A 21,505-nucleotide genomic window follows, 5' to 3' on the forward strand; every position below is an offset into this window, starting at 1 on the left:
CCCGCATGAAACGGAAACCATCCGCCACGACGCGGCGCGTGCTGGCGCTGTCCGCGCTGAGCGCTTGTCTGCTCGCAGCCGCGGGGCAGGCGGCTGCGCAGACCGTGCCGAGCACGCTGCAGAACGATGCGCAGCGTCTGCAGCGCTACTACGAGCAACAGCAGACCCAGCCGAAGAAGCCCACGGACCCGCTGGACGACAAGGCCGCGAAGTCGTCGTCCTCGAAGACGCCCACCGCGGCAGGTGGTCCGGGCTTCGTGCTCAAGCGCGTCGACTTCACGACGTCCGCGTTGCTGAGCGCGCAGGCGTTGCAGGATGCAGTCAAGCCGTATCTCGGCCGCATGCTGCACAAGTCCGATCTCGACGCGATGCTCGACCGCGTCAACAATCTGTACCGGGCGCGACACATCACCACCGCGCGCGCGATCCTGCCGAATCAGTCGATCCAGGATGGCGTGGTGCGCATTGAACTGGTCGAGGGCCGTCTGGGCAAGATCACGGTGGTCGGCGACAAGCATGTGCGCAAGGATTTCATCCTGCGCCGCGTCGATCAGAAACCGGGTCAGATCGTCGACTCCGATCAGCTGCGCAAGAACCTGGTGTACCTCAACGAAACCACCGATCTGGAAGTGCGCGCGCTGCTGGCGCCGGGCGCCGAACGTGGTCAGACCGACATCCACCTGGCCGTGCAGGAGCCGGACCGGCACGACCTGGTGGCCTTCGTCGACAACGGCGGCGTGGACAGCACGGGGCGCTATCGCTTCGGTCTGCAGGGACACATCTACGGACTGTTCGGCGTCGACGATCTGCTGGAAGGCAACATCGCCCATGCCAAGGGCGGCAATGACGGTGCGATCTCGTATTCGGTGCCGTTGTTCGTCAACAACGGGCGGCTCGGCGTGAGTCTGGCGCACAGTCAGATCAACATCCTCGACCGTGCGTTCCGCGATCTGAACATCACCGGCACCTCGACCGTGAAGTCGGTCAATTACAAGCAGCCGTTCATCGCCACGCTGCAGACGCAGTTGAGCGGCGTGGCGGCCTACACCATCAGCGACTCGGTGACGCGCATCGGCGGCAAGCAGATCGCGCACACCACCAATCATTCGGCGACGGTCGGACTCAGCATCGATCACAGCAGCGACGGTCGGCGCTGGAACATCACCCAGTTGGTGACGCGCCTGGATTCCGACGAACCGATGCTCGGCAAGAGCCATTTCAATCTCACGCCGGGCAGCGCGTTCCTGATTCAGCGTCTGGGCAAGTCGCACTGGGCGCTGCGCGCCAACGCCGGTTGGCAGTTCAGTTCCGGCACCAACCTGCCGTCGGCCAACCTGTTCCAGATCGGCGGCCCGGGCAGCGTGCGCGGGTACGAGCGCGGCGTGCTGGCCGGCCCGCGCGGTTACTACGTCGATCTCGAACTGCATCGCGCGTTCAGCGAAAAACTGGATCTGTTCGTTTTTGCCGATCACGGTGAAGTGCGCGCCAACTACCCGAACGCCAGTTCGATCTCGGGCGCGGGTCTGGGCGGCATGTACCGCTATCGTTGGTTGACCGCCTCCGCCGACGTGGCCAAGCCGTTCGACACGGTGACGCCGCAGCAGGACAGCGTGCGTTTCGATTTCCGGCTCAGCGTCGATTTCGACTGACCTCGGCGCATCCGGCATGCCGGGTGCGATGCTTTTGCGTCAGGCTTTCCAGTCGCGCATGAAGTCCGCCATCTGCGCCGGTTGCAGTGGATGGCTGAACAGGAAGCCCTGCGCATCGTCGGTGCCGATGCGTTCGAGGAACGCGAGCTGTTCCTCGCTCTCCACGCCCTCGGCGACCACGGTCATCCCGAGGCTGTCGGCGATGCGCACGATGGCCTCGCAGATGGCCGTGTCCGAGGCCTGGCTGGGGATGCCCTGCATGAAGGTGTGGCTGATCTTCACGCAGTCGATGGGCAGGTGACGCAGGTAGTTGAACGAGGAGTAGCCCTCGCCGAAGTCGTCGATGCTCAGACGCACGCCCATCTTCTTCAGGGCGGTGAATGTCTCCAGCGTGTCCGGCGCTTCGTCGATCAGGATGCGCTCGGTCATTTCCAGTTCCAGCGCGTCGCCGGGGAGTCCGTGCGCGTCCAGCGCGGCCTGCACGCTGTCGCTGAAGGTGCCGCTCAGCAACTGACGGAACGACACGTTGACCGCGATGTGCTCGAGCATCAGGCCCTGGTCGCGCCAGGCACGCAGCTGGCGGCAGGCTTCCTGCACGACCCAGGCGCCGATGCGCACGATCTCGCCGGAGTTCTCCGCGTGCGGAATGAAGTCGGTCGGCGGCACGTCGCCGAACTGACGGCTGCGCCAGCGCAACAGTGCTTCGGCGCCGACAATGCGGCGGTCATGCAGCGAGATTTTCGGCTGGAATGCCAGCCACAGTTCGCCCTGATCCAGCGCCAGGCGCAATTGCGCCTCGATCTGGTTGCGCATGCCGAGGCGATCGCCCATGGTTTTGTCGAAGGCGCGGTAGGTGTGCCGCCCGCGCCGCTTGGCCTCGTGCATGGCCGTGTCGGCGTGCTGGATCAGTTGTTCGGCGCTGTCGCCGTGTTGCGGGTAGTGGGCGATGCCGATCGAAGTGGTCAGCACGAAGGCCTCGCCCTCGAGCTGGAAGGGGCGCTCGAAGGCGCGGATGATGCGCTGCGCGCACGTCCGGGCCGAAGCGCCGCGCGGCAGCAGCACGATGAATTCGTCATTGCCGTAGCGGCCGCAGCGCACGTCGCCCTCGCAGCACATGCGCAGGCGTTCGGCCGTGGCCAGCAGCAGGCGATCGCCGGCATGGTGGCCGAGCATGTCGTTGAGAATCTTGAAGCGATCCAGATCGATGTACAGCACCGCGGGACTGGCTTCCGCGCGCGCCCCGTCGATGGCTTCGCGGATCGCTTCGAGCATGGTGTCGCGATTGGGCAGACGGGTTAGCGAATCGACGCGCGCCTGCTTGCGCAGATGGTCGGCCGAGACCCGCAGCTGCCGTTCGGCCTCGACGCGTTCGCTGATGTCGCGCGCCACGGCGAGGATGCGCGGCTGACCGGCATCGACGAACACATTCGAGTGCACTTCCACCGGAAACGTGGTGCCGTCCGCGCGCCGGTTCACGCTGATCACGCTGAAGGTCTGGTCGACGCCGTGCGTGCGCATGACCGCGGTCATGTGGTCGTCCGGCAGATTGGGGTTGAGGTCGCGCACATTCATGCCGCGCAGCCGGTCGAGCGGGTAGCCGAAGATGCGCACCGCCGCGGTGTTGGCGTCGACGATGTCGCCCTGCGCGTCGTGCAGCGTCACGGCATCGGGAACGGCGTCGAGCAGGGTGCGGAAGCGGGCGGCGTGGTCGGCGGCGTGCGATAGCGGGTCCCGGTCGGCATCCGGGCCGCGCGCGACCGGTTGCACGGCGCCAGCAACGTCGTGCGCTGGAGATGCAGCGCGATCCTCGTCAGGCAGCTTCTTGCGCATCCATGGTGCCGGTGCAACCCACGGCCCCCTTGCCATGTGGGAGCTTTCAGTCTAGCACCGTTCCTGGCGCTTCGGTCCAGCTTTTTTCGAGCGTTGAACTCTTTTGAATTCAGTGACTTGATCTGGCCTTTGCGACTCGGCTCGAGGTCGCGCGGCCGAGTTGCGCGGACAGCCACAAGCCGGTCTCGACCAGGGCATCCAGGTCGATGCCGGTGGCGATGCCCATGCCGGCGAGCATGTAGGCGACGTCCTCGGTGGCGACGTTGCCTGTGGCGCCCTTGGCGTACGGGCAGCCGCCGGTGCCGGACACGGCGCTGTCGACCACGCTCACGCCTTCCTCCAGGCAGGCATGGAGGTTCGCCAGCGCCTGGCCGTAGGTATCGTGGAAGTGCACGGCCAGCGCCGACATCGGCACGGCCTCGGCGACCGCGCGCAGCATCGCGCGGGCCTTTTCGGGCGTGCCCACGCCGATGGTGTCGCCGAGGGAAATCTCGTAGCAGCCCAGCGCATGCAGACGCTCGGCCACGCGCACCACGTCGGACACCGGCACCTCGCCCTGGTACGGACAGCCGAGCACGGTCGACACGTAGCCGCGCACCTTCACGCCATCCGCTTTCGCGCGCTCCAGCACGGGGCGGAAGCGTTCGATGGATTCGTCGATGGAGGCGTTGATGTTCTTGCGGTTGAACGCCTCGCTGGCGGCACTGAACACGGCGATCTCGGTCACCCCGACCTCGCGCGCGCGGTCGTAGCCTTTTTCGTTCGGCACCAGCACCGGATAGGCGACGCCGTCGCGTTTGTGGATGCCGGTGTAGACCTCGGCGGCGTCCGCCAGCTGCGGCACCCACTTGGGGCTGACGAAGCTGGTGGCCTCGATGGTCTGCAGACCGCAGGCGGTCAGGCGATCGATCAGTTCGATCTTGGTGGCGGCCGGCACGACGGTCTTCTCGTTCTGCAGACCGTCGCGGGCGCCCACTTCGACGATGCGTACGGATTTCGGAAAGGTGTTCATAGGTTCAGGATGGTCCCGTTCACGATGTTTTTCGAGAGGATCCCAAGGACGACGCTTCTCCAGCCGTGCGGCCATGGATGGCCGCTCCGGATGCATCCGCGGAGCGCTGCAGGCACTTTGCGGTCGGGGAGCCGATCGGGGCGATCAGGGAGGATCGCATGCCATCCATACCCGTGAATGTCCCGAATCGGACAGGCTGCTTCGTGCAGAACGCTCGATCAGGCATCGTCGGACTCGAAAGTCACCAGCACGGCGTCGGCCTCGACGAATTCGCCTTCGCTGGCGGCGATCTTCCCGATGCGACCGTCGCGCGGCGCTTTCAGCGACAGCTCCATCTTCATCGCTTCCATCACCAGCAGCTCGTCGCCCTCGGTCACGTCGTCGCCCTCGGCGGCCTTGACCAGCACGATGCGGCCCGGCATCGGCGCGATCACGCGGTTGCCGCCGCCGGCTTCCTCGCCGCCGAACTGGAACGCGGGCGCGTGCTCGAACACGTAGCGACGCCCCTCGACATGCAGCACGGCGCGACCGTGCTCGAGCTGCAGCGGCAGGCGATGCGCGGTGCCGTCGATGTGCAGCATCAGCACGTCGTCGAGCAGAGCGGCATGCGTGACCTCGATGGATGGCTGCGTCGTGTCGGTCAGGCGATAGCGGCCGTCGTGCCCGTGCGCCTCGATCTCGATGCGCTCGCCGCCGTGCAGCAGGGCGACGATGCGCTTGCCGGCATGGCCGATGCGCCAGGCGTCGGCGCGCGCCCACGGCGAATGCGGGTCGGCGGCGGCAGTGCGACCGGCGGCGCGGCATTCGTCCTCCAGCAGCATCGCGGTGGCCGCGGCCTGCAGGGCCAGGGCGGGGATTGCTTCGCCATGGTCAAGGAAGTCGTCGAGATGGCGATCCAGGTAACCGGTGTCGATGGTGCCCTCGACGATGCTGGCATGGTTCGCCAGCCGTTCCAGGAACGCGACGTTGGATTTCGGGCCGACGATGTCGCACGTCGCCAGCGCGCTGCGCAGTCGCTGCAGGGCGCGCGGCCGGTCGCTGTCGTGCACGATCAGCTTGGCGATCATCGGATCGTAGAAGATCGTCACCGTGTCGCCTTCGACCACGCCACTGTCCAGCCGCACGTGCGCCGACGCGGGCGGCAGGCGCAGGCGTTGCAGGCGGCCGGAGCCGGGCAGGAAGTTCTGCTCCGGGTCCTCGGCGTACAGGCGCACTTCGATGGCGTGGCCCTGGGCCTCGATCTGGGCCTGCTCCAACGGCAACGGTTCGCCAGCGGCGACGCGCAATTGCCATTCCACCAGGTCCAGCCCCAGCGTCATCTCGGTCACCGGATGCTCGACCTGCAGGCGCGTGTTCATTTCCATGAAGTAGAAGTCGCCCTCGGCACCGACGATGAACTCGACGGTGCCGGCGCCGACGTAGTCGACGGCCTTGGCCGCCGCCACCGCCGCCTTGCCCATCGCGGCGCGGCGTTGCGGCGTCAGGAACGGCGAGGGCGTCTCCTCCAGCACCTTCTGATAGCGGCGCTGCGCGGAGCACTCGCGTTCGTTGAGGTGCAGGATGTGGCCTTCGTTGTCGCCGAAGATCTGGAACTCGATGTGGCGCGGATGCTCGACGTAGCGCTCCAGGATCACGCGCGCGTCACCGAAACCGCTTTGCGCCTCGCGCTGCGCCGCGCCCAGTGCGTCGGCGAAGTCCTTCTCCTCGCGCACGATGCGCATACCCTTGCCGCCGCCGCCGGCCGCGGCCTTGATCATCAGCGGGAAGCCGGTGATGCGCGCCTGTTCGGCCAGGTGTGCGGTGTCCTGGTTCTCGCCGTGATAGCCGGGCACCAGCGGCACGTCGTGCCGCTGCATCAGTGCCTTGGCTTCGGCCTTGGAACCCATGGCTTCGATGCTTTCGGGCTTGGGACCGATGAACACGATGCCGGCCTCGGCGCAGGCGCGGGCGAACGCCGCGTTCTCGGACAGGAAGCCGTAGCCGGGATGGATGGCTTCCGCGCCGGTCTGCCTGGCGGCTTCGAGGATGGCGTCGGCGCGCAGGTAGGAGTCGGCCGGTCGCGGCCCGCCGATGGGACAGGCCAGGTCGGCCTGGCGCACGTGCTGCGCGGTGGCGTCTGCTTCGGAATAGACCGCGACGGTCTCGATGCCGAGACGACGGCAGGTGCGGATCACGCGGCAGGCGATCTCGCCGCGGTTGGCGATCAGGATGCGTCGGAACATTTACTCTCCTTCCCAGTAGTCGCGGGCGTCCGTGGTGCGACCGATGTGGCGGTAACGCGGTTCGCCGGCGGCAAAGGCGCCGAACTTGCCCGAGTCGGGGTATTCGCACACTTCCACGTCGGCCATGGTGCTGACGGCCAGGTAGTGCAGTTCGGTGTCGCCGGTGTTGATGATCTGGTGCGCGGTCTCGGGGCCGCCGGGCGGGCAGGCCACGATGTCGCCCTTGCGCAGTGGATAACGGGCATCGCCCAGGCGCAGTTCGCCACGGCCTTGCAGCACGAAGAACATCTCCTCTTCGCTGCGGTGGCTGTGGAACGGGCAGTTGCGCTTGCCCGGCGCGACCACGGTCAGGTTGTAGCCCAGCTTGCGCGCGCCGATGCGGCTGGCGATCTCGCCCCAGCGCACGTCGTAGCCGGGCGGCAGCTCGGGCGAAACGCCGCTCGACGCATCCAGACCACGCAGTTGCACGTTGTCCAGGTTGAGGATCGGAGGGGGCATGGCATGCTCCGGGCGGGTGTCGTCGGTCATGTGTCGGAAGCCGCATCGCGCCAGGAAGCGCGGCGCTTTTCGAGGAATGCACCGAGTCCTTCCTGGCCCTCTTCGCTGACGCGCAGGCGGGCGATCAGTTCGGCGTTCTCGGCGTCGATATGAGCGGCTTCGCGCGCGTCCATGCCGCCCATGCGCAGCGCCAGACGCTTGGCCTCGCGTCGCGCCAGCGGACCGCCGCGGCGCATGGCCTTGCACACGTTTTCCACGGCGTCGTCCAACGCGTCCGCCGGCACGCACTCGTGCAGCAGGCCGATGGCGGTGGCGTGTTCGGCATCGAAGGTTTCGCCGGTCACGAACAATCGGCGCGCATGGCGCAGGCCGATGGCGGCGACCACGTACGGCGAGATCGTCGCCGGCACCAGACCGAGCTTGACCTCGGACAGGCCGAAGCTGGCATTTGCGCTGCCGATGGCGATGTCGCAGCAGGCGATCAGACCGATGCCGCCGCCAAAGGCCGCACCGTTGACGCAGGCGATGGTCGGCTTGGCGAGGAAATTCAGCTGCCGCAGCAGCTGCGCCAGACGCAGCGCATCTTCCTTGTTCTCGGCCTCGCTGGCGGCGGCCATGCCACGCATCCAGCGGGTGTCCGCGCCGGCGCAGAAGCTGGGGCCGGCGCCGGTGAGCAGCACGGCCTGCACCGCCGGGTCGCGTTCGGCGGCTTCCAGCGCCTCGGTCAATTCGGCCACCAGCGCCGCGTTGAAGGCGTTGTGCAGTTCGGGGCGGTTCAGCGTGATGCGGGCCACGTCGTCGCGACGTTCCGAGACGAGAGTTTCGTACATGGCGCTGCGGACTCCTTCCGGACGATGCAAGACGCCCATGATAGCGCCCGTGCAGCGTCCCCGCCCGATTTCGCCCATGCACCAGGCACGAAAGGCACGCGTGCGGGAATTCGGTGGGATGTTCCGTGGCGTGTTGTCGCGCACATCGCGAAGTGCGCAAAGGCGAGTTATAATGCGAACCATTCTTATTTTGACTGGATGTCCGTGCAACTCTCCGATCTGCCGAAAGGTGCCCAGGCTGTGGTCCACACTGTCGAAGACGCCCATCCCGATGACCTGATCGCGCGCCGCTTGCGCGATCTGGGTTTCGTCGTGGGCGAGACGGTGCGCGTGGTGGCGCGGGCGCCATTGGGCGGCGACCCGTTGCTGGTGCAGGTCGGGTACACGCGTTTCGCGCTGCGCCGCAACGAAGCCGCGCGGGTACTCGTGCGACAGGAGGCGACGGCATGACGGCAAGCAGTCTGCGCATCGCTCTGGTCGGCAATCCGAACTGTGGCAAGACGGCGTTGTTCAACCTGCTCACGGGCAGCCGGCAGAAGGTCGCCAACTACGCCGGCGTCACCGTCGAGCGCAAGGAAGGGCGGCTGCTGACGCCATCCGGACGCAGCTTCCAGCTGCTCGATCTGCCCGGCGCCTACAGCTTCGATGCGGCCAGTCCGGACGAAGCCATCACCCGCGACATCTGCAGCGGCGCGTATCCGGGCGAGGCGGCGCCGGACCTGATCGTGTGCGTGGTCGACGCCACCAACCTGCGTCTGCATCTGCGCTTCGTGCTGGAAGTGCTGCGCATGGGCCGGCCGGTGGTGCTGGCCCTGAACATGATGGACGCCGCACGCCGCCGCGGCATCGACATCGACGTCGCCGAACTGCAGCGCCGCCTGGGCGTGCCGGTGATCGAGACCGTGGCGATCCATCGCGGCGGCGCCAAGGCGCTGGTCGAGCACATCGAGACGATGGACCCGTCCGAAGCCATGCCGGGTTCGATCGTGGACGACGAACGCGACCTGCATCAACAGGTGCGCGACCTGATCGCCGCTGCCGTGCGCATGCCGCCGATGGCCTCGCGCATCGACGACGCCATCGATCGCTGGGTGCTGCACCCGGTCTTCGGGCTGGCGATTCTCGGCGTGCTGATGTTCTTCATCTTCCAGGCGGTGTTCTCCTGGGCCGAGCCGCTGATGAACGGCATCGACGCCGGCGTGTCCGCACTGGGTGCGTGGGTCGGCGGTCTGCTGCCCGCGCACAGCGCGCTGCACAGTCTGGTGCAGGACGGCATCTTCGGCGGTCTGGGCACGGTGCTGGTGTTCCTGCCGCAGATCCTGATCCTGTTCCTGTTCATCCTGGCGCTGGAGGAATCCGGCTATCTGCCGCGCGCGGCGTTTCTGCTCGATCGGCTGATGTTCAAGGCCGGACTCACCGGTCGCGCCTTCATTCCGCTGCTGTCCAGCTTCGCCTGCGCCATCCCCGGCATCATGGCGACGCGCTCGATCTCCGATCCGCGCGACCGCCTGACCACCATCCTGGTCGCGCCGCTGATGACCTGTTCGGCGCGACTGCCGGTGTACACGCTGCTGATCGCCGCGTTCATTCCCAAGCACAGCGTGTGGGGCGTGTTCAATCTGCAGGGGCTGGTGCTGTTCGCGCTGTATTTCGCCGGCATCCTCAGCGCGCTGGTGGTGGCCTACGTGATGAAGCACCTGCGGCGTGACAAGAGCGAGCATGCGCTGCTGATGGAGCTGCCCGCCTACCGCGTTCCGCATGTGCGCGACGTCGCCTTCGGCCTGTGGCAGCGCGTGAAAATCTTCCTGCGTCGCGTCGGCGGCATCATCCTGACGCTGACCGTGCTGCTGTGGTTCCTGTCCAGCTTCCCGGCGCCGCCGCCCGGCGCGACCGGACCGGCCATCGACTACAGCCTGGCCGGCCGTCTCGGTCACGCGCTGCATCACGTGTTCGCACCGATCGGCTTCAACTGGCAGATCTGCATCGCGCTGATCCCCGGCCTCGCCGCGCGCGAAGTGGCGGTGTCCGCGCTGGGCACGGTGTATGCCATGTCCGGCACCGACGACGCGGTGGCCTCGCATCTGGGCGTGCTGATCGCGCATCAGTGGTCGTTGGCGACGGCGCTGTCGCTGCTGGCCTGGTACGTGTTCGCGCCGCAGTGCATGTCGACGCTGGCGGTGATCCGTCGCGAGACCAATTCCTGGCGCAACGTCGCGGTGGCTGCGGGCTACCTGTTCGGCCTGGCCTATCTGGCATCGCTGATCACCTACCAGATCGCGAGGTTGTTCGCATGAGCTTCGAGATCGTTCAGTCCCTGGTCCTCGGCGCGCTGCTGCTGTACAGCGTGGCGTTCGCCGCACGCAAGCTGGCGCCGGAGATCACGCGGCGCGCGCTCGGACGGATGTCGGCGGCGCTTGATCGTCCCGAGCGCGGGCGCCTGCTGCGCCGTATCGGTCGCTGGTTGCAACCCGCGGAGGCGCGCAGCGGCGGTTGCGGCAGCGGCGACGGCTGCGGTACCTGTGGCGGCTGCGCGCCCGCGCCGCACATCGAAGCAAGCGCGCCGATGCCGTTGCACATCCGTCCGCGCAAGCACTCCTGATTCGCGCCTGTCCGCATGCCTTGCGGCGGTCTTCGCGGAACTTGAAAGGCCACGCCGAAGACTAAATATTCGATCTGCCGAATTCCTTTCGACACGAGACCGAATCATGCGCCGCATTCTTCTTTTCCTGGGTACCAACCTGGCCGTGCTGGTGCTGCTCAGCATCGTCGCCCATCTGTTCGGGGTGGACGTGTGGGCGGCCTCGCGCGGCTACGGCGGCATGGGGCCGCTGCTGATCTTCGCCGCGGTGATCGGCATGGGCGGTTCGCTGATCTCGCTGGCCCTGTCCAAGTGGATGGCGAAGATGACCACCGGCGCGCAGGTGATCGCGCAGCCCTCCAACGACGCCGAGCGCTGGCTGCTGGACACCGTGCGCCGGCATGCGCAGGCGGCCGGCATCGGCATGCCCGAGGTGGCGGTCTACGACGCGCCGGAGATGAACGCGTTCGCCACCGGCGCCAGCCGCAATCATGCGCTGGTCGCGGTCAGCACCGGGCTGCTGCACGGCATGGATCGCGACCAGGTCTCGGCCGTGCTCGGCCACGAGATCGGGCACGTCGCCAACGGCGACATGGTCACGCTGGCGCTGATCCAGGGCGTGCTGAACACGTTCGTGATCTTCCTGGCGCGCATCGTCGGCCGCATGGTCGACAGCTGGCTCAGCGGCGGTCGCGACGATCGCGGCGGCGGTATCGGCTATTTCATCATCGTGATCGTGCTGGAGATCATCTTCGGCCTGTTCGCGTCGATGATCGTGATGGCCTTCTCGCGCTACCGCGAGTTCCGTGCCGATGCGGCCGGCGCCAAGCTTGCCGGACGCGAGCGCATGATCTCGGCGCTGCAGCGGCTCGGCGCCAGCTACGGCGAATCGACGCTGCCGAAGAACATGCAGGCGTTCGGCATCTCCGGCCATCTGGCCAGCGGGTTGAAGCGCCTGTTCATGAGCCATCCGCCACTGGCCGAGCGCATCGAGGCGCTGCGTCGAGCCGGGTGATGCCATGACGTCGCCGCGGATGCGCGGCGACATCGAGGAACGAAACCTGCCGCCTGGACGCGTGGACTGCTGGGATGTCCGTCGCGCTCGTGGCAGGATGGCGCGCATCAATGTGCAGGTCGGGCGACTTCATGAAACTGCTGCTGGTCGAGGATTCCAAACGTCTGCGTGAAACCGTGCAACGCGGTTTGCAGGCCGAGGGCTTTACCGTCGACGTCGCCGTCGACGGTGCGGAAGGGCTGAACTTCCTGCGCACCTACGAATACGAACTGCTGGTGCTGGACCTGATGATGCCGCGCATGGACGGCATGACCGTGCTGCGCACGCTGCCGTCCCTGCAGCATCGTCCCAAGGTGCTGGTGCTGTCGGCGCGCGATCAGGTAGCCGACCGCGTCGCCGCGCTGGACGTCGGCGCGGACGACTATCTGGTCAAGCCGTTCGCCTTCGACGAGTTGCTGGCGCGCCTGCATGCGTTGGCGCGCCGCCCGTCGCTGGCGCATGCGCCGGTGCTGCAGGTCGGTCCGTTGCGCATCGATCTGCGTGCGCATTGCGTCGTCGTCGGCGACCGCGAACTCTCGTTGACGCCGCGTGAATTCGCTTTGCTTTCGTTGCTGGCGCGCCATCGCGGACGCGTGTTCAGCCGCGGCGAAATTCTCGAACGGGTGGCGGGCAGCGATTCGACCGCGTCCGACCGCAGCATCGAGGTGCTGGTGTTCGGTCTGCGACGCAAGCTCGACCAGGTCGCGCCGGAACGTCTGATCGAGACGCGGCGCGGCGCCGGGTATCTGATTCCGTGAGTCTCTGGCCCGACTCGCTGTCCTCGCGCATCGCGTTGATGATCGGCGTGAGCATCATCCTTCTGCTCGGCGTGGCGGCGATCGCGATGGATCAGCTCGTCGACGCCGAGATGCAGCAGCGCTTCGACGCCAGTCTGCTGTCACAGGCGCAGGCGGTTTCCGCCCTGGTCGAAGTCGGCCCGAACGGACTGGACATGGACGAACTGCAGCGCGAGCCCTCGCATCTGCTGCTCGGCAACGCGCGCACCACGTATGTCGTGCAATGCAGCAACGGCCAGCGTTTCAGCAGTCCGACGGCGGCCGAGCGATATCCGTTCGACTGGCGCAACACGCCCGATGACAAGCCGCATTTCACCGACATCGACGCTGGCGGCGTGCAGCAGCGCGCGGTCTGGTTCGGGTTCCGCCCGGCGCCGGCCGAACACGCGGCGGTGGCCGGTCGGCCGATGGATATTCCCGATTGCCGCATGCTACTGCTGCTGCCGCGCACCCAGCTCGACCGCATCCTGTTCGCCATCGACGGCATTCTGCTGATCACGCCGATGCTGGCGTTGATTGCGGTCCTGCTGCTTTCGCCATGGCTCGTGCGGCGAGGGCTGCAACCGTTGTCCGCGCTCGCCGAGCACATGCGCGATGTCGGGCCGCACGCGCCGGGCCAGCGGTTGCCGCCGACCCGCACGCGTGAACTCACGCCGCTGACTCAGCGTTTCAACGAAGTGCTGACGCGGATGGACGACAGCATGCAGCGCGAGCGGCGTTTCGCCAGCGCGCTGGCGCACGAGACGCGCACGCGCCTGGCCGAGCTGCGCACGCTGGTCGATGTCGAGCGCAGCTATCCCAGCGGACGCCCGCTCGCGGATCTGCTGGCCGACGTCGGCGTGATCGGCAGCGAACTGGAGAACACGGTGTCCAGCCTGCTGCTGCTCACGCGGCTGGAGGCCGGGCTGGAGAAACTCGAGTGCGAGCGCGTCGACATCGAGGCGCTGGTGTCGAAGCAGTTGGCGGGGCTCGACGATGTGCTGACGCGCCGTCATGTACGCATCGAACGGACCACGACGCTGCCCGTGTTCCTGCGCAGCGATGCTTCGTTGCTACGCATCATCGTCGGCAACCTGCTGCGCAACGCGGCGGTGTACGCGCCCGAGGGGGCAACCGTGGAACTGGCGTGGGACGCGGACGGCCTGCGTGTGATCAATCCGGCTCCCGAACTGGATGCGGACGAAGTCGCACACCTGGGGCGGCGTCACTGGCGCAAGCACTCGGCCGACAACGAGGGGCACGCCGGGCTGGGATTGAATCTGGCCATGGCCGCCGCGCGTGCGCTGGATGTGCAGTTGAGCTTTGTGCTCGACGACGATCAGCGCCTGCGCGCCGACTTGCGCTGGGCGGCGGCCGTCATTGGAAGCGATGCACGAAGCCGACGCTGAAACCGCCCGGTAGCCAGCCGAGGATCAGCGGACTCTTGCGTCGCGCGGCCCAGATGCCGATGCCGGTGCCCAGTGCCGCGCCGGCCAGCACGTCGGTCTGCCAGTGGCCGTGGGTCTTCATGCGCGCGACCGCGTCATAGGCCGGGAGCAGGGCGAGTGCGTACACGGCCGGATGCTCGCTGCCGTAGCGCACGATGAAGGGCGTGACCGCGCCGCTGAGTGCGGCGACCTCGCCGCTGGGGAAGCTCTGGTAGCCGCTGCCCTGAAAGAAGTCGTTGGGGTTGTCCGTCTGCGAGGGACGCTTGCGCTGGAAGCCGAGCTTGAGGCCCGCCGAAGCGATGCCGGAGAAGGTCATCGCGTCCAGCGAACGCCAGAAGGTGTCGCCCAGGCGGCTCTGGTCGCCCAGGGCGAAGGAACCGCCGATCACGGTGATGATCATGCCGTACTGCAGGTCTTTCTGAGTGCTGCGCTTCCAGATGCCGCTGTTGTCGTAGTGCAGCTTGTGGTCGATGCCCAGCGGACCGCCGCCGTAGGCGTGGGCAGGGGCGGCGTGGAACAGGCACGCCAACAGGGCCAGGGTCGGCAGAACGAAGGCGAGGCGGCGCATGGCAAGAGGCTCCGGACGCGGTCGCGCGCGTCGTTGCGGTTCGGGTGCCCTGAACGTAGCCCGGTAGGCTTTACGAATGCTTAGGTCGGTGTGGGCACGTGCCGGCCATGGGGCACCATCGTCTGCCCGAGCGGCGCGGGTCGATGCTGTACGGATGCGACAACGGAATGCGTGCACCGCGATGCACGCCCGTCATCGACCGGCTATGCCAGCGAAGCCGGCGCCGACGCCACGTATGCCCAAGCATGCCGTGGCGTCGAACGTGGCGCGATCACGCGGCCGAGGCCGATGCGTGCCTGGCGTGCCTCTCGCGGTGCAGGCGAGCGATCCACTGCGAGGCCTGCTCGGCCACTTGCGCGCCGGACATCTCGGCATGCGTGTGGATGGCGCGGTTGAGGTCGCCATAGGGCGCGTACTTGGCGGCGTTGTCGCGCGAGAACAGTCCCAGCGTCGGTGTGCCCACCGCGCTGGCCAGGTGCATCACGCCGCAGTCGGCGCTGATGAAGCCGTCGAGGTTGGCCAGCACCGCCGCCAGCTTGCGCAGGTTGCGCGAGAAGAACGGATGCGCCGTGCCGGGAAGCTGCGACAGACCGTGTTCGGCGAGGATGTCGACGATGCGCACGTCCGGCTGCCGCTCGCGCAGCGTAGCGACGAAGTCCTGCCACCAGTCTTCCGGATAGCGTTTGTCGCCGGTCGCATTGGCGAAGATGCCCAGCACCGGTCGTTGCTCCGGCGCATCGGCGGGCGAATCGAGAATGGCGTCCACCACGCACTTGCCGCGCGTGAGTTCCAACGGGTCCAGACCGACATGCAGACGCGGCCACTCGCGCGTGCTGGCGCAGCCCAGGGCCACGCGCAGCAGATGCACGTTGCGCAGCGCGAAGTGCTCGGGGCAGCCGTGATGGTAGCTCGCCAGCGGCGTGCCGGCCTCGGCGTCGTAGGGAAAGCCGATCTTGTAGCGCGCCGAGCAGGCGCCCAGCAGCAGTCGCCCCATGTTGGATTGCAGGCAGGCGTCGATCGCCAGGTCGTAGCGGTCGTGAGTCACGCTGCGTATCAGACGCAGTGCGCGCAGCGGATGGCGCGGAATGCGGCGTGGCAGGCTGACGATGCGACGGATCTGGAAACGGGTGCCGAACAGCGTTTCGGCCGCGCAACCTGCGCCGAGAATGTCGATCTCGGCGCCCGGATACAGCGCTTCCAGTTCGCGCAGCAGCGGGCTGATCAGCACCGTGTTGCCGAGACGATGGTTGGGACGGCAGACCAGAATCCGGTGGATGCCGTGCACGGGGAGAGCGCCTGGTGCGCACAGTTGCGCGTCGATGGCGCGCAAGCGGCGGCCAAGCAGGCTGGCGAGGATCTTGCGGCGTTCCTTTTCCGCGCGACCGATAAAGGCCATACCGGAGGATTCGGGCATGACCTGTTGCAGGACGTGTTCGCGCATGGATTCCGAGAGCGTGTCGGGTTTGCGCAAGGCTAGGCGGGCAGACTTAGGCCCGCCTTAGCGGATGTATGCATAGCGTTATCGGCGCGTGGCGCCGCGTTCGGTGAGCCAGGCGTGCAGGGCCGGCATCACCAGCAGCACCAGCGGCACCTGCACCAGCATGCCGGAGATGATGGCGACGGCCAGCGGCTGCTGCATCTGTGCACCTCGGCCCAGGGCCAGCGCCAGCGGGGCCAGGGTCAACATGGCGGCGATGGTCGACATCAGGATCGGCCGCATGCGGTGGCGACCGGCGTAGCGACGCGCTTCCTGCGGTTCCATGCGCTGGCGGGCATCCTCGTACTCGGAGAAGTAGAAGATCGCCAGTTCGGTGACGATGCCGACGATCATGGTCATGCCCATGATGGCGGTGATGTTGAGCTGGATGCCGGTCGCCCACAGACCGACGAACACCATCGACAGCGCCAGCAGCGGCATGAGCATGATCGACAGCGCCACGCGGAAGCTCTCGTAAAGGAACAGCAACAGCGTGAACACCAGCGCGATGGCCGCCAGCAGCACCAGGGTCAGGTCGTGGAAGGCTTTCTGCTGCTGCGCGTAGAGACCGCCCAACTGGTAGTACATGCCGGTCGGCACCATGCCCTGACGGGCCAGCACATGTTTCACGTCGGCGATGGTCGAACGGAGGCCGCGGCCGTTGATGCGCGCGGTCACCGCGACCATGCGCTTGAGGTTGTCGCGGTCGATCTCGGGCTGGCCGTTGACCTCCTGCACTTTGGCCAGTTGCGACAGCGGCAGGACGTGCCCGTCGTGGCCGCGGATCGGCAGCGATTCCAGTTGCTCGACCCGCGCGTGGTCGTGTCGCGGCAGCCACACGCGCACGCCGGTCATCTTCGGGCCCTGCGGCAGCTCGGCCGAGACCACGCCGCCGACGGCCTGTTCTACCTGCGCGGTGACCTGGTCCGGGGTCAGGCCGATCAGGCCCGCGCGGTCGGGATCGACATGCACTTCCAGCGCGTCGCCGGCTGGGTTGATGCCGTTGCGCACGTCGACCACCCCGGGCACCTTGCCGATGGCCTTGGCGACTCGCATGGCTGTACTCGAAAGTTTCTGCGGTTGGTCTCCGAACAGCTTGATTTCAATGGGTTGTGGAACTTCGGTGAGATCGCCGATCAGGTCTTCCATCAACTGCGAAAGCTCGATGTCCAGGCCCGGGACCTTGTGTTCGACCTGCAGCCGGATGTTCTCCATGACGGTGTCGATCGGCGGTCGGTTGCCGTTCTTCAGCCGGATGAAGAAGTCGCCGGTGTTGGCTTCGGTCAGGCCGCCACCGAGCTGCAGGCCCGTGCGCCGGGAGTAGGTGGACACATTGGGATTGGCCTGGATGATCTTTTCCACCTGCCCGAGCAGGCGGTCGGTTTCGACCAGCGAGGTGCCGGGTTTGGAGATGTAGTCGAGGATGAAACCGCCTTCGTCCATCTGCGGCATGAAGCCGGTGCTGACGCGGGTGTAGGCCAGTCCGCCCAGCGCCAGCAGCGGCAGCACGGCGAGCAGAATCAGCAGCGGGCGACGCACCATCTTGTCGAGCAGATGTTCGTAGCCGGTCTGCAGGCGGCGGGTCAGCCGGCTGGGTTCGGGTTCGTGCGCGTGGCGTTCGTCGATCAGCCAGTTCGCCAGCAGCGGCACCGCGACCCAGTTCAGGAGCCAGGAAATGATCAGCGCGCTGGCCATGGTCAGCGAGAGCGCCTTGAAGAAGGCGCCCGTCACGCCGGACAGGAACGCCAGCGGCAGGAAGATGACCACCGTGGCCGCGCTGGAGCCGGTGAGCGGGCGCGTGAATTCCCATGCGGCGTGGGTGATGCGCGAGGCAATCGGACCCTCGCCGTCGCGGATGCGGCGCATGATGTGTTCGAGCATCACCATCACGTCGTCGACGATCAGGCCGACGGCCGCCGCCATGCCGCCCAGCGTCATCATGTTGAAGCTCATGTGCAGCACGGACAGCAGCAACACCGTCACCGCCAGCACGGAGGGCACCACGATCAGGGCGACCAGGATGACCCGCGCGTTGCGCAGGAACAGCAGCAGCACCAGGCCGGCCAGGACCACGCCGATGCCGATGGCGTCGCGCACGCTGGCGGCCGCGCCCTTGACCAGCTGCGTCTGGTCGTACCAGCTGGCCAGTTTCACGTGCGGCGGCAGGGTGTAGTGGGCCAGGCGCTGTTTCACCTCTCTGGCGATCTGCACGCTGTTGGCCGAGGGCTGCTGGTAGACCTGCAGCAGCACCGCATCGTGTCCGTCGGCCTTGACCCGAATCCACTGCGGGACGTGATCGAGCTTGATGTTGGCGACGTCGCCCAGATGCACGATGCCGCCCGAACCGGCGCGTATCACGATGTCGCGCAGCGAAGTCAGGGTGTCCGGCTGGTTGTTGGCCAGCAGCAGGAACAGCTTGTAGTGGTCCTGGATGCGTCCCATCGCGCGGATGGTGGCGGCGCCGGACACGGCGTGGTCGAGATCGGCGAGGGTCAGTCCGTGCGCGCGCAGTCGGTTCATGTCCACGTCGACGTGGTATTCGCCGACGGTGCCGCCCTGCACGCCGATGTGCGCCACGCCGTCGATGCTCGAAAGCAGGGGGCGCAGCTGGTACTTGGCCAGATCGTGCAACTGGGTGGGGTTGAGCGTGTCCGAGCGCAGGCTGTAGGCGAGGATCGGATAGGTGATCGGATCCATGCGTTCGGTCTGCACGCGCGTGCCCGCGGGCAGGTCGGGCAGGGTTTGCGAGACGGCCGAATTGACGTTCAGCAGGGCGCGTCCCATGTCCGAGCCCCAATCGAAACGCGCCTGGATCTCGGCGCTGCCGCGGCTGGTGGTCGAGCGCACATCGCGCACGCCGCGCACGTTGCGTACCGCGTCCTCGATCGGCGTGGTGACCTGCACGGCCATCTGGCTGGCAGGGCGGTCGCCGGCGTCGAGGCTGATGCGCACGCGTGGAAACGATACGTCGGGGAACAGCGAGACCGGCAGGCGGAAGGCCGCCATGATGCCGCCCACGGTGAGCATGAGGGCGAGGAACATCAGCGAACGTTGATGTTGGCGCATCCATTCGGTGATCTTCATGATCCGGCCTTGCGCACGGCGTCCCCGTCGGACAGCTCATACGCGCCCGCCACGATGACCGGCAGGTGGGCGTCGAGTTTGCCGCGGACGCCGACGGTGTCGCCGTCGGGTTGCACGACCTTCACGTCCACACGATGCGCGTGGCCCTTGCTGGCCTGGAACAGATAGTGGCCGCGCTTGTCCTCGAGCACGGCTTCCCGGGGTACCGCCCAGGCGACGAACTGCGTGGTCTGGATACGTGCGCTGATCGGACTGCCGACCGCCCAGCGCGCGGCGATATCGGCCGGGATGGTGGCCCACACCGGTACCAGTCCGCTGCTTGGGTCGATGGCGTGGCCGACCATGTCGACCGTGCCCATGTGGCTGCCATGCTTGCCGTACACCGGACGCAGCTGCACCGGCATGCCGACATGGATGCGCGTGGCCAGGTCCGGCGGGACGCCCAGCTGCGCGCGCAGGTCGGCACCCGGCGTGAAATCCAGCAGCAGTGCATCGGCTGCGACGTATTGACCACGCTCCACATGCAGCGCCGTGACCACGCCGCCGCCGGGCGCGCGCAGCACGTATTCGGTCTGACCGTTGCCCAGCGCGCGCTGCGCCTGCATCGCGGCCTGCGCGTCATCGCGCTGGCGCTGTGCGCTGGCGACCTGTTCGCGCGTGGCCAGATGTTCGCGGAAGAGCTTCTGCATGCGCTGGAGATGGCCGCGAGCGAGGGTCAGGTCGTGTTCGGCCTGGCGGTAGGCCTGCCGTGCAGTCGGGTCGGTGTGCATGCGCAGCAGTGCCTGGCCTTTCGAGACCGCCTCGCCAGGGATCACCGACAGGGCATCGATGCGTCCGGCATGCGGCAGTTCGAGACGCTCCTGGTGACGGCTGTCGGCCACGGCGCGTCCCCAGGCCGAGATGCTGTCGTGGAAGCTGTGTCGGGTGGGGGTGACGGTGGTGATGGCCACGCTGGCGGTCATCGAATCGTTGCCGGAGGAGGAGCAACCGGTCAGCAGGGCCAGCAGGGAGAAGCCTGCGAAGACGAGAAAGCGGGGCCGGTTCATGGGCGTCCATCCGTGTTGTGCATGCGTTGGTTCGCGGCGACGTCCGCGCGACCGGCATCGGACCAGTCGCCGCCGAGCAGGGTTTCCAGCGCGATCGAGGCCGTGGCGCGCTGCTGGCGCAGATCGTCGAGTTGCAGGTCGGCGTCCAGCGCGCTGGCGCGGATGGTCAGCCAGGTCGGCCAGTCCAGGGTGCCGTCGTGCCAACGAGCGGTGGCGGCCTGGCCAGCGCGATCGAGTTGTCGGGCGTGCGCCTGGGCGGCCTTGATCTGGGCGTCCAGCGTGTTCAGCACGGCGAGCAGGCGGTGCATGTCGCTGCGCGTGGACAGCAACCGTTCGCGGTAATCGTCGGCCATGCTTTGACGCGTGGCGCGAGCGATCGCGATCTGACCGCGGTTGCGGTTGAACAGCGGCAGGGACAGGCCGACGCTGATGCCGCTGGTGTAGACGTTGCTGGTGTCGCGCGCGCGGTTGAAGCCCACCTGGATGTCGGGAAACTGTCCGAGGATGGCCGTGCGGACCTGCGCTTCCTGCGCCGCATAGCCGGCCTGCAGGGCCAGCAGATCGGGGCGGCGTCGGGCCAGGTGCGCGTCCGCGGCTTTCACCTGGGCCATGGTCGGTTGCGGCTGCCAGGCCGGTCCGGTCAGGTGGAGCGGTGCATCCGGCGCCAGACCCAGCAGCAGGCGCAGGGCGTGTTCGGCGTCGTCGAGCTGGCGGGTGGTGTCGGCCAACCGGTTGCGCACGTTGGCGACGGCGTCGAGACCGGCACTGGCGCCCGCATAATCGAGATTGCCTTCGCGCAAGGCTTGATCGAGCGTGCCCTGGAAACCGTGCAGCGCTGTCGCTTCGCGTTGCAGGCGCTGCTGCTGCGCGCGCAGGGACTCGACCTGATCGAACAGCCGTCGCGCTTGGGCGATGGTCTGCCATTCGGCCCAGAGCAGGTCCAGACGAACCTGGCGCTGCGTCGCGCGGGCGCCGGTCACACGCGCAGAGCGGGTGAGCAGGGCGCCGAGGTCCATGCTCAGGCCCAGTCCGAAGGCATGGGTCAGTGCCGGATCGCTACCGCTCGGGCGGTCGAGGCTGGCGGACAGCTGCGGGTCCGGTAGCAGACCGGCGTCGAACGCCTGCGCCCGAGCGACGCCGAGCCGATCGCGCAGGACACGCAGATGCGGATTGTTGGCGACCGCCAGCATCGCGGTTTCGGTGATGTCGAGACCGTCGCCGGGATCGAAGCGGTGATGCCGCAGCGCAGGCATCGGCATCGCTGCGGCGGAAACCCGCAGCGTGGCGACGTCCGTGGGCGCGGGGCGTTCATCCAGCGGTTTCGGCGCGTAATGAGCGCAGCCCGCCATGAACACGCCTGCCGCGGAGCAGACGAATGCGCGTAACAACCGTCGTGAATACATGCGCCTACGCTAAGGCGCATGACTTAGTTC

17 protein-coding genes are annotated in these 21,505 nt (G+C 67.4%); 7 read left to right on the forward strand and 10 right to left on the reverse strand.

The window, feature by feature from the left end:
* The first annotated feature begins 5 nt into the window (after positions 1-5).
* Positions 6-1,649 carry a ShlB/FhaC/HecB family hemolysin secretion/activation protein gene (locus tag LF63_RS06595; protein ID WP_161782327.1) on the forward strand — a complete coding sequence of 548 codons (1,644 nt, stop codon included), beginning with the start codon at positions 6-8 and terminating at the stop codon, positions 1,647-1,649.
* Between the two features lie 39 nt (positions 1,650-1,688).
* On the opposite strand, the gene LF63_RS06600 is transcribed toward LF63_RS06595, so the two are convergent.
* The 5 genes from LF63_RS06600 to LF63_RS06620 all read right to left on the reverse strand — a co-directional run bounded on the left by LF63_RS06600 (position 1,689) and on the right by LF63_RS06620 (position 8,041).
* On the reverse strand, positions 1,689-3,479 hold the full coding sequence (locus LF63_RS06600; RefSeq protein ID WP_052394781.1) for a putative bifunctional diguanylate cyclase/phosphodiesterase: 1,791 nt from the start codon (positions 3,477-3,479) through the stop codon (positions 1,689-1,691).
* A 109-nt stretch (positions 3,480-3,588) separates the two neighbouring features.
* The gene (locus tag LF63_RS06605) at positions 3,589-4,491 is read right to left on the reverse strand and encodes a hydroxymethylglutaryl-CoA lyase (protein ID WP_043100503.1); all 903 of its coding nucleotides are present in this window, start codon (positions 4,489-4,491) and stop codon (positions 3,589-3,591) included.
* A gap of 218 nt (positions 4,492-4,709) precedes the next feature.
* The gene (locus tag LF63_RS06610; protein WP_043100504.1) at positions 4,710-6,713 is read right to left on the reverse strand and encodes an acetyl/propionyl/methylcrotonyl-CoA carboxylase subunit alpha; all 2,004 of its coding nucleotides are present in this window, start codon (positions 6,711-6,713) and stop codon (positions 4,710-4,712) included.
* Positions 6,714-7,211, reverse strand: coding sequence for a cupin domain-containing protein (locus tag LF63_RS06615; protein ID WP_043103334.1), 498 nt, complete (start codon positions 7,209-7,211; stop codon positions 6,714-6,716).
* Positions 7,212-7,237: 26 nt separating this feature from the next.
* Complete coding sequence (locus tag LF63_RS06620) at positions 7,238-8,041, reverse strand: enoyl-CoA hydratase-related protein (protein WP_043100505.1); 804 nt, start codon at positions 8,039-8,041, stop codon at positions 7,238-7,240.
* Positions 8,042-8,245: 204 nt separating this feature from the next.
* Here LF63_RS06620 and LF63_RS06625 point away from each other — a divergent pair, with 204 nt between their 5' ends.
* The 6 genes from LF63_RS06625 to LF63_RS06650 all read left to right on the forward strand — a co-directional run bounded on the left by LF63_RS06625 (position 8,246) and on the right by LF63_RS06650 (position 13,858).
* On the forward strand, positions 8,246-8,491 hold the full coding sequence (locus LF63_RS06625) for a FeoA family protein (protein WP_043103335.1): 246 nt from the start codon (positions 8,246-8,248) through the stop codon (positions 8,489-8,491).
* The gene (gene feoB, locus LF63_RS06630; protein ID WP_043100507.1) at positions 8,488-10,335 is read left to right on the forward strand and encodes a ferrous iron transporter B; all 1,848 of its coding nucleotides are present in this window, start codon (positions 8,488-8,490) and stop codon (positions 10,333-10,335) included. The genes LF63_RS06625 and feoB overlap by 4 nt, the downstream gene beginning before the upstream one ends.
* Positions 10,332-10,640 (forward strand): DUF6587 family protein, encoded by a 309-nt coding sequence (locus LF63_RS06635; RefSeq protein ID WP_043100509.1) that lies wholly within the window; start codon positions 10,332-10,334, stop codon positions 10,638-10,640. The genes feoB and LF63_RS06635 overlap by 4 nt, the downstream gene beginning before the upstream one ends.
* Before the next feature lie 106 nt (positions 10,641-10,746).
* Positions 10,747-11,634, forward strand: coding sequence for a protease HtpX (gene htpX, locus LF63_RS06640; protein ID WP_043100511.1), 888 nt, complete (start codon positions 10,747-10,749; stop codon positions 11,632-11,634).
* A gap of 131 nt (positions 11,635-11,765) precedes the next feature.
* Positions 11,766-12,431 (forward strand): response regulator transcription factor, encoded by a 666-nt coding sequence (locus LF63_RS06645; protein ID WP_043100513.1) that lies wholly within the window; start codon positions 11,766-11,768, stop codon positions 12,429-12,431.
* Complete coding sequence (locus tag LF63_RS06650; RefSeq protein WP_043100515.1) at positions 12,428-13,858, forward strand: sensor histidine kinase; 1,431 nt, start codon at positions 12,428-12,430, stop codon at positions 13,856-13,858. Before LF63_RS06645 ends, LF63_RS06650 begins: the two co-directional genes overlap by 4 nt.
* Here the strand turns inward: LF63_RS06650 and LF63_RS06655 are convergent.
* The 5 genes from LF63_RS06655 to LF63_RS06675 all read right to left on the reverse strand — a co-directional run bounded on the left by LF63_RS06655 (position 13,827) and on the right by LF63_RS06675 (position 21,421).
* Positions 13,827-14,465 carry a phosphatase PAP2 family protein gene (locus LF63_RS06655; protein ID WP_052394783.1) on the reverse strand — a complete coding sequence of 213 codons (639 nt, stop codon included), beginning with the start codon at positions 14,463-14,465 and terminating at the stop codon, positions 13,827-13,829. The genes LF63_RS06650 and LF63_RS06655 overlap by 32 nt on opposite strands.
* Positions 14,466-14,736: 271 nt before the next feature.
* Positions 14,737-15,906 (reverse strand): glycosyltransferase family 9 protein, encoded by a 1,170-nt coding sequence (locus tag LF63_RS06660; protein WP_081945123.1) that lies wholly within the window; start codon positions 15,904-15,906, stop codon positions 14,737-14,739.
* 78 nt (positions 15,907-15,984) lie between these two features.
* Entirely contained in the window at positions 15,985-19,026 is a 3,042-nt protein-coding gene (locus LF63_RS06665) for an efflux RND transporter permease subunit (RefSeq protein WP_043100516.1), read from the reverse strand.
* Entirely contained in the window at positions 19,023-20,072 is a 1,050-nt protein-coding gene (locus LF63_RS06670; protein WP_043100518.1) for an efflux RND transporter periplasmic adaptor subunit, read from the reverse strand. Before LF63_RS06670 ends, LF63_RS06665 begins: the two co-directional genes overlap by 4 nt.
* The gene (locus LF63_RS06675; RefSeq protein ID WP_235205280.1) at positions 20,069-21,421 is read right to left on the reverse strand and encodes a TolC family protein; all 1,353 of its coding nucleotides are present in this window, start codon (positions 21,419-21,421) and stop codon (positions 20,069-20,071) included. Before LF63_RS06675 ends, LF63_RS06670 begins: the two co-directional genes overlap by 4 nt.
* Between the last annotated feature and the right edge of the window lie 84 nt (positions 21,422-21,505).

It is taken from the genome of Oleiagrimonas soli, assembly GCF_000761445.1.
In the GTDB taxonomy this organism is placed as follows: domain Bacteria; phylum Pseudomonadota; class Gammaproteobacteria; order Xanthomonadales; family Rhodanobacteraceae; genus Oleiagrimonas; species Oleiagrimonas soli.

Excerpts from the sequence above, each read along its gene's own strand:
- LF63_RS06595 (WP_161782327.1), top strand. The coding sequence starts at position 6 with ATGAAACGGAAACCATCCGCCACGACGCGGCGCGTGCTGGCGCTGTCC.
- LF63_RS06600 (WP_052394781.1), bottom strand. The coding sequence starts at position 3,479 with ATGCGCAAGAAGCTGCCTGACGAGGATCGCGCTGCATCTCCAGCGCAC.
- LF63_RS06605 (WP_043100503.1), bottom strand. The coding sequence starts at position 4,491 with ATGAACACCTTTCCGAAATCCGTACGCATCGTCGAAGTGGGCGCCCGC.
- LF63_RS06610 (WP_043100504.1), bottom strand. The coding sequence starts at position 6,713 with ATGTTCCGACGCATCCTGATCGCCAACCGCGGCGAGATCGCCTGCCGC.
- LF63_RS06615 (WP_043103334.1), bottom strand. The coding sequence starts at position 7,211 with ATGCCCCCTCCGATCCTCAACCTGGACAACGTGCAACTGCGTGGTCTG.
- LF63_RS06620 (WP_043100505.1), bottom strand. The coding sequence starts at position 8,041 with ATGTACGAAACTCTCGTCTCGGAACGTCGCGACGACGTGGCCCGCATC.
- feoB (WP_043100507.1), top strand. The coding sequence starts at position 8,488 with ATGACGGCAAGCAGTCTGCGCATCGCTCTGGTCGGCAATCCGAACTGT.
- LF63_RS06635 (WP_043100509.1), top strand. The coding sequence starts at position 10,332 with ATGAGCTTCGAGATCGTTCAGTCCCTGGTCCTCGGCGCGCTGCTGCTG.
- htpX (WP_043100511.1), top strand. The coding sequence starts at position 10,747 with ATGCGCCGCATTCTTCTTTTCCTGGGTACCAACCTGGCCGTGCTGGTG.
- LF63_RS06645 (WP_043100513.1), top strand. The coding sequence starts at position 11,766 with ATGAAACTGCTGCTGGTCGAGGATTCCAAACGTCTGCGTGAAACCGTG.
- LF63_RS06655 (WP_052394783.1), bottom strand. The coding sequence starts at position 14,465 with ATGCGCCGCCTCGCCTTCGTTCTGCCGACCCTGGCCCTGTTGGCGTGC.
- LF63_RS06660 (WP_081945123.1), bottom strand. The coding sequence starts at position 15,906 with ATGCGCGAACACGTCCTGCAACAGGTCATGCCCGAATCCTCCGGTATG.
- LF63_RS06665 (WP_043100516.1), bottom strand. The coding sequence starts at position 19,026 with ATGAAGATCACCGAATGGATGCGCCAACATCAACGTTCGCTGATGTTC.
- LF63_RS06670 (WP_043100518.1), bottom strand. The coding sequence starts at position 20,072 with ATGAACCGGCCCCGCTTTCTCGTCTTCGCAGGCTTCTCCCTGCTGGCC.
- LF63_RS06675 (WP_235205280.1), bottom strand. The coding sequence starts at position 21,421 with ATGGCGGGCTGCGCTCATTACGCGCCGAAACCGCTGGATGAACGCCCC.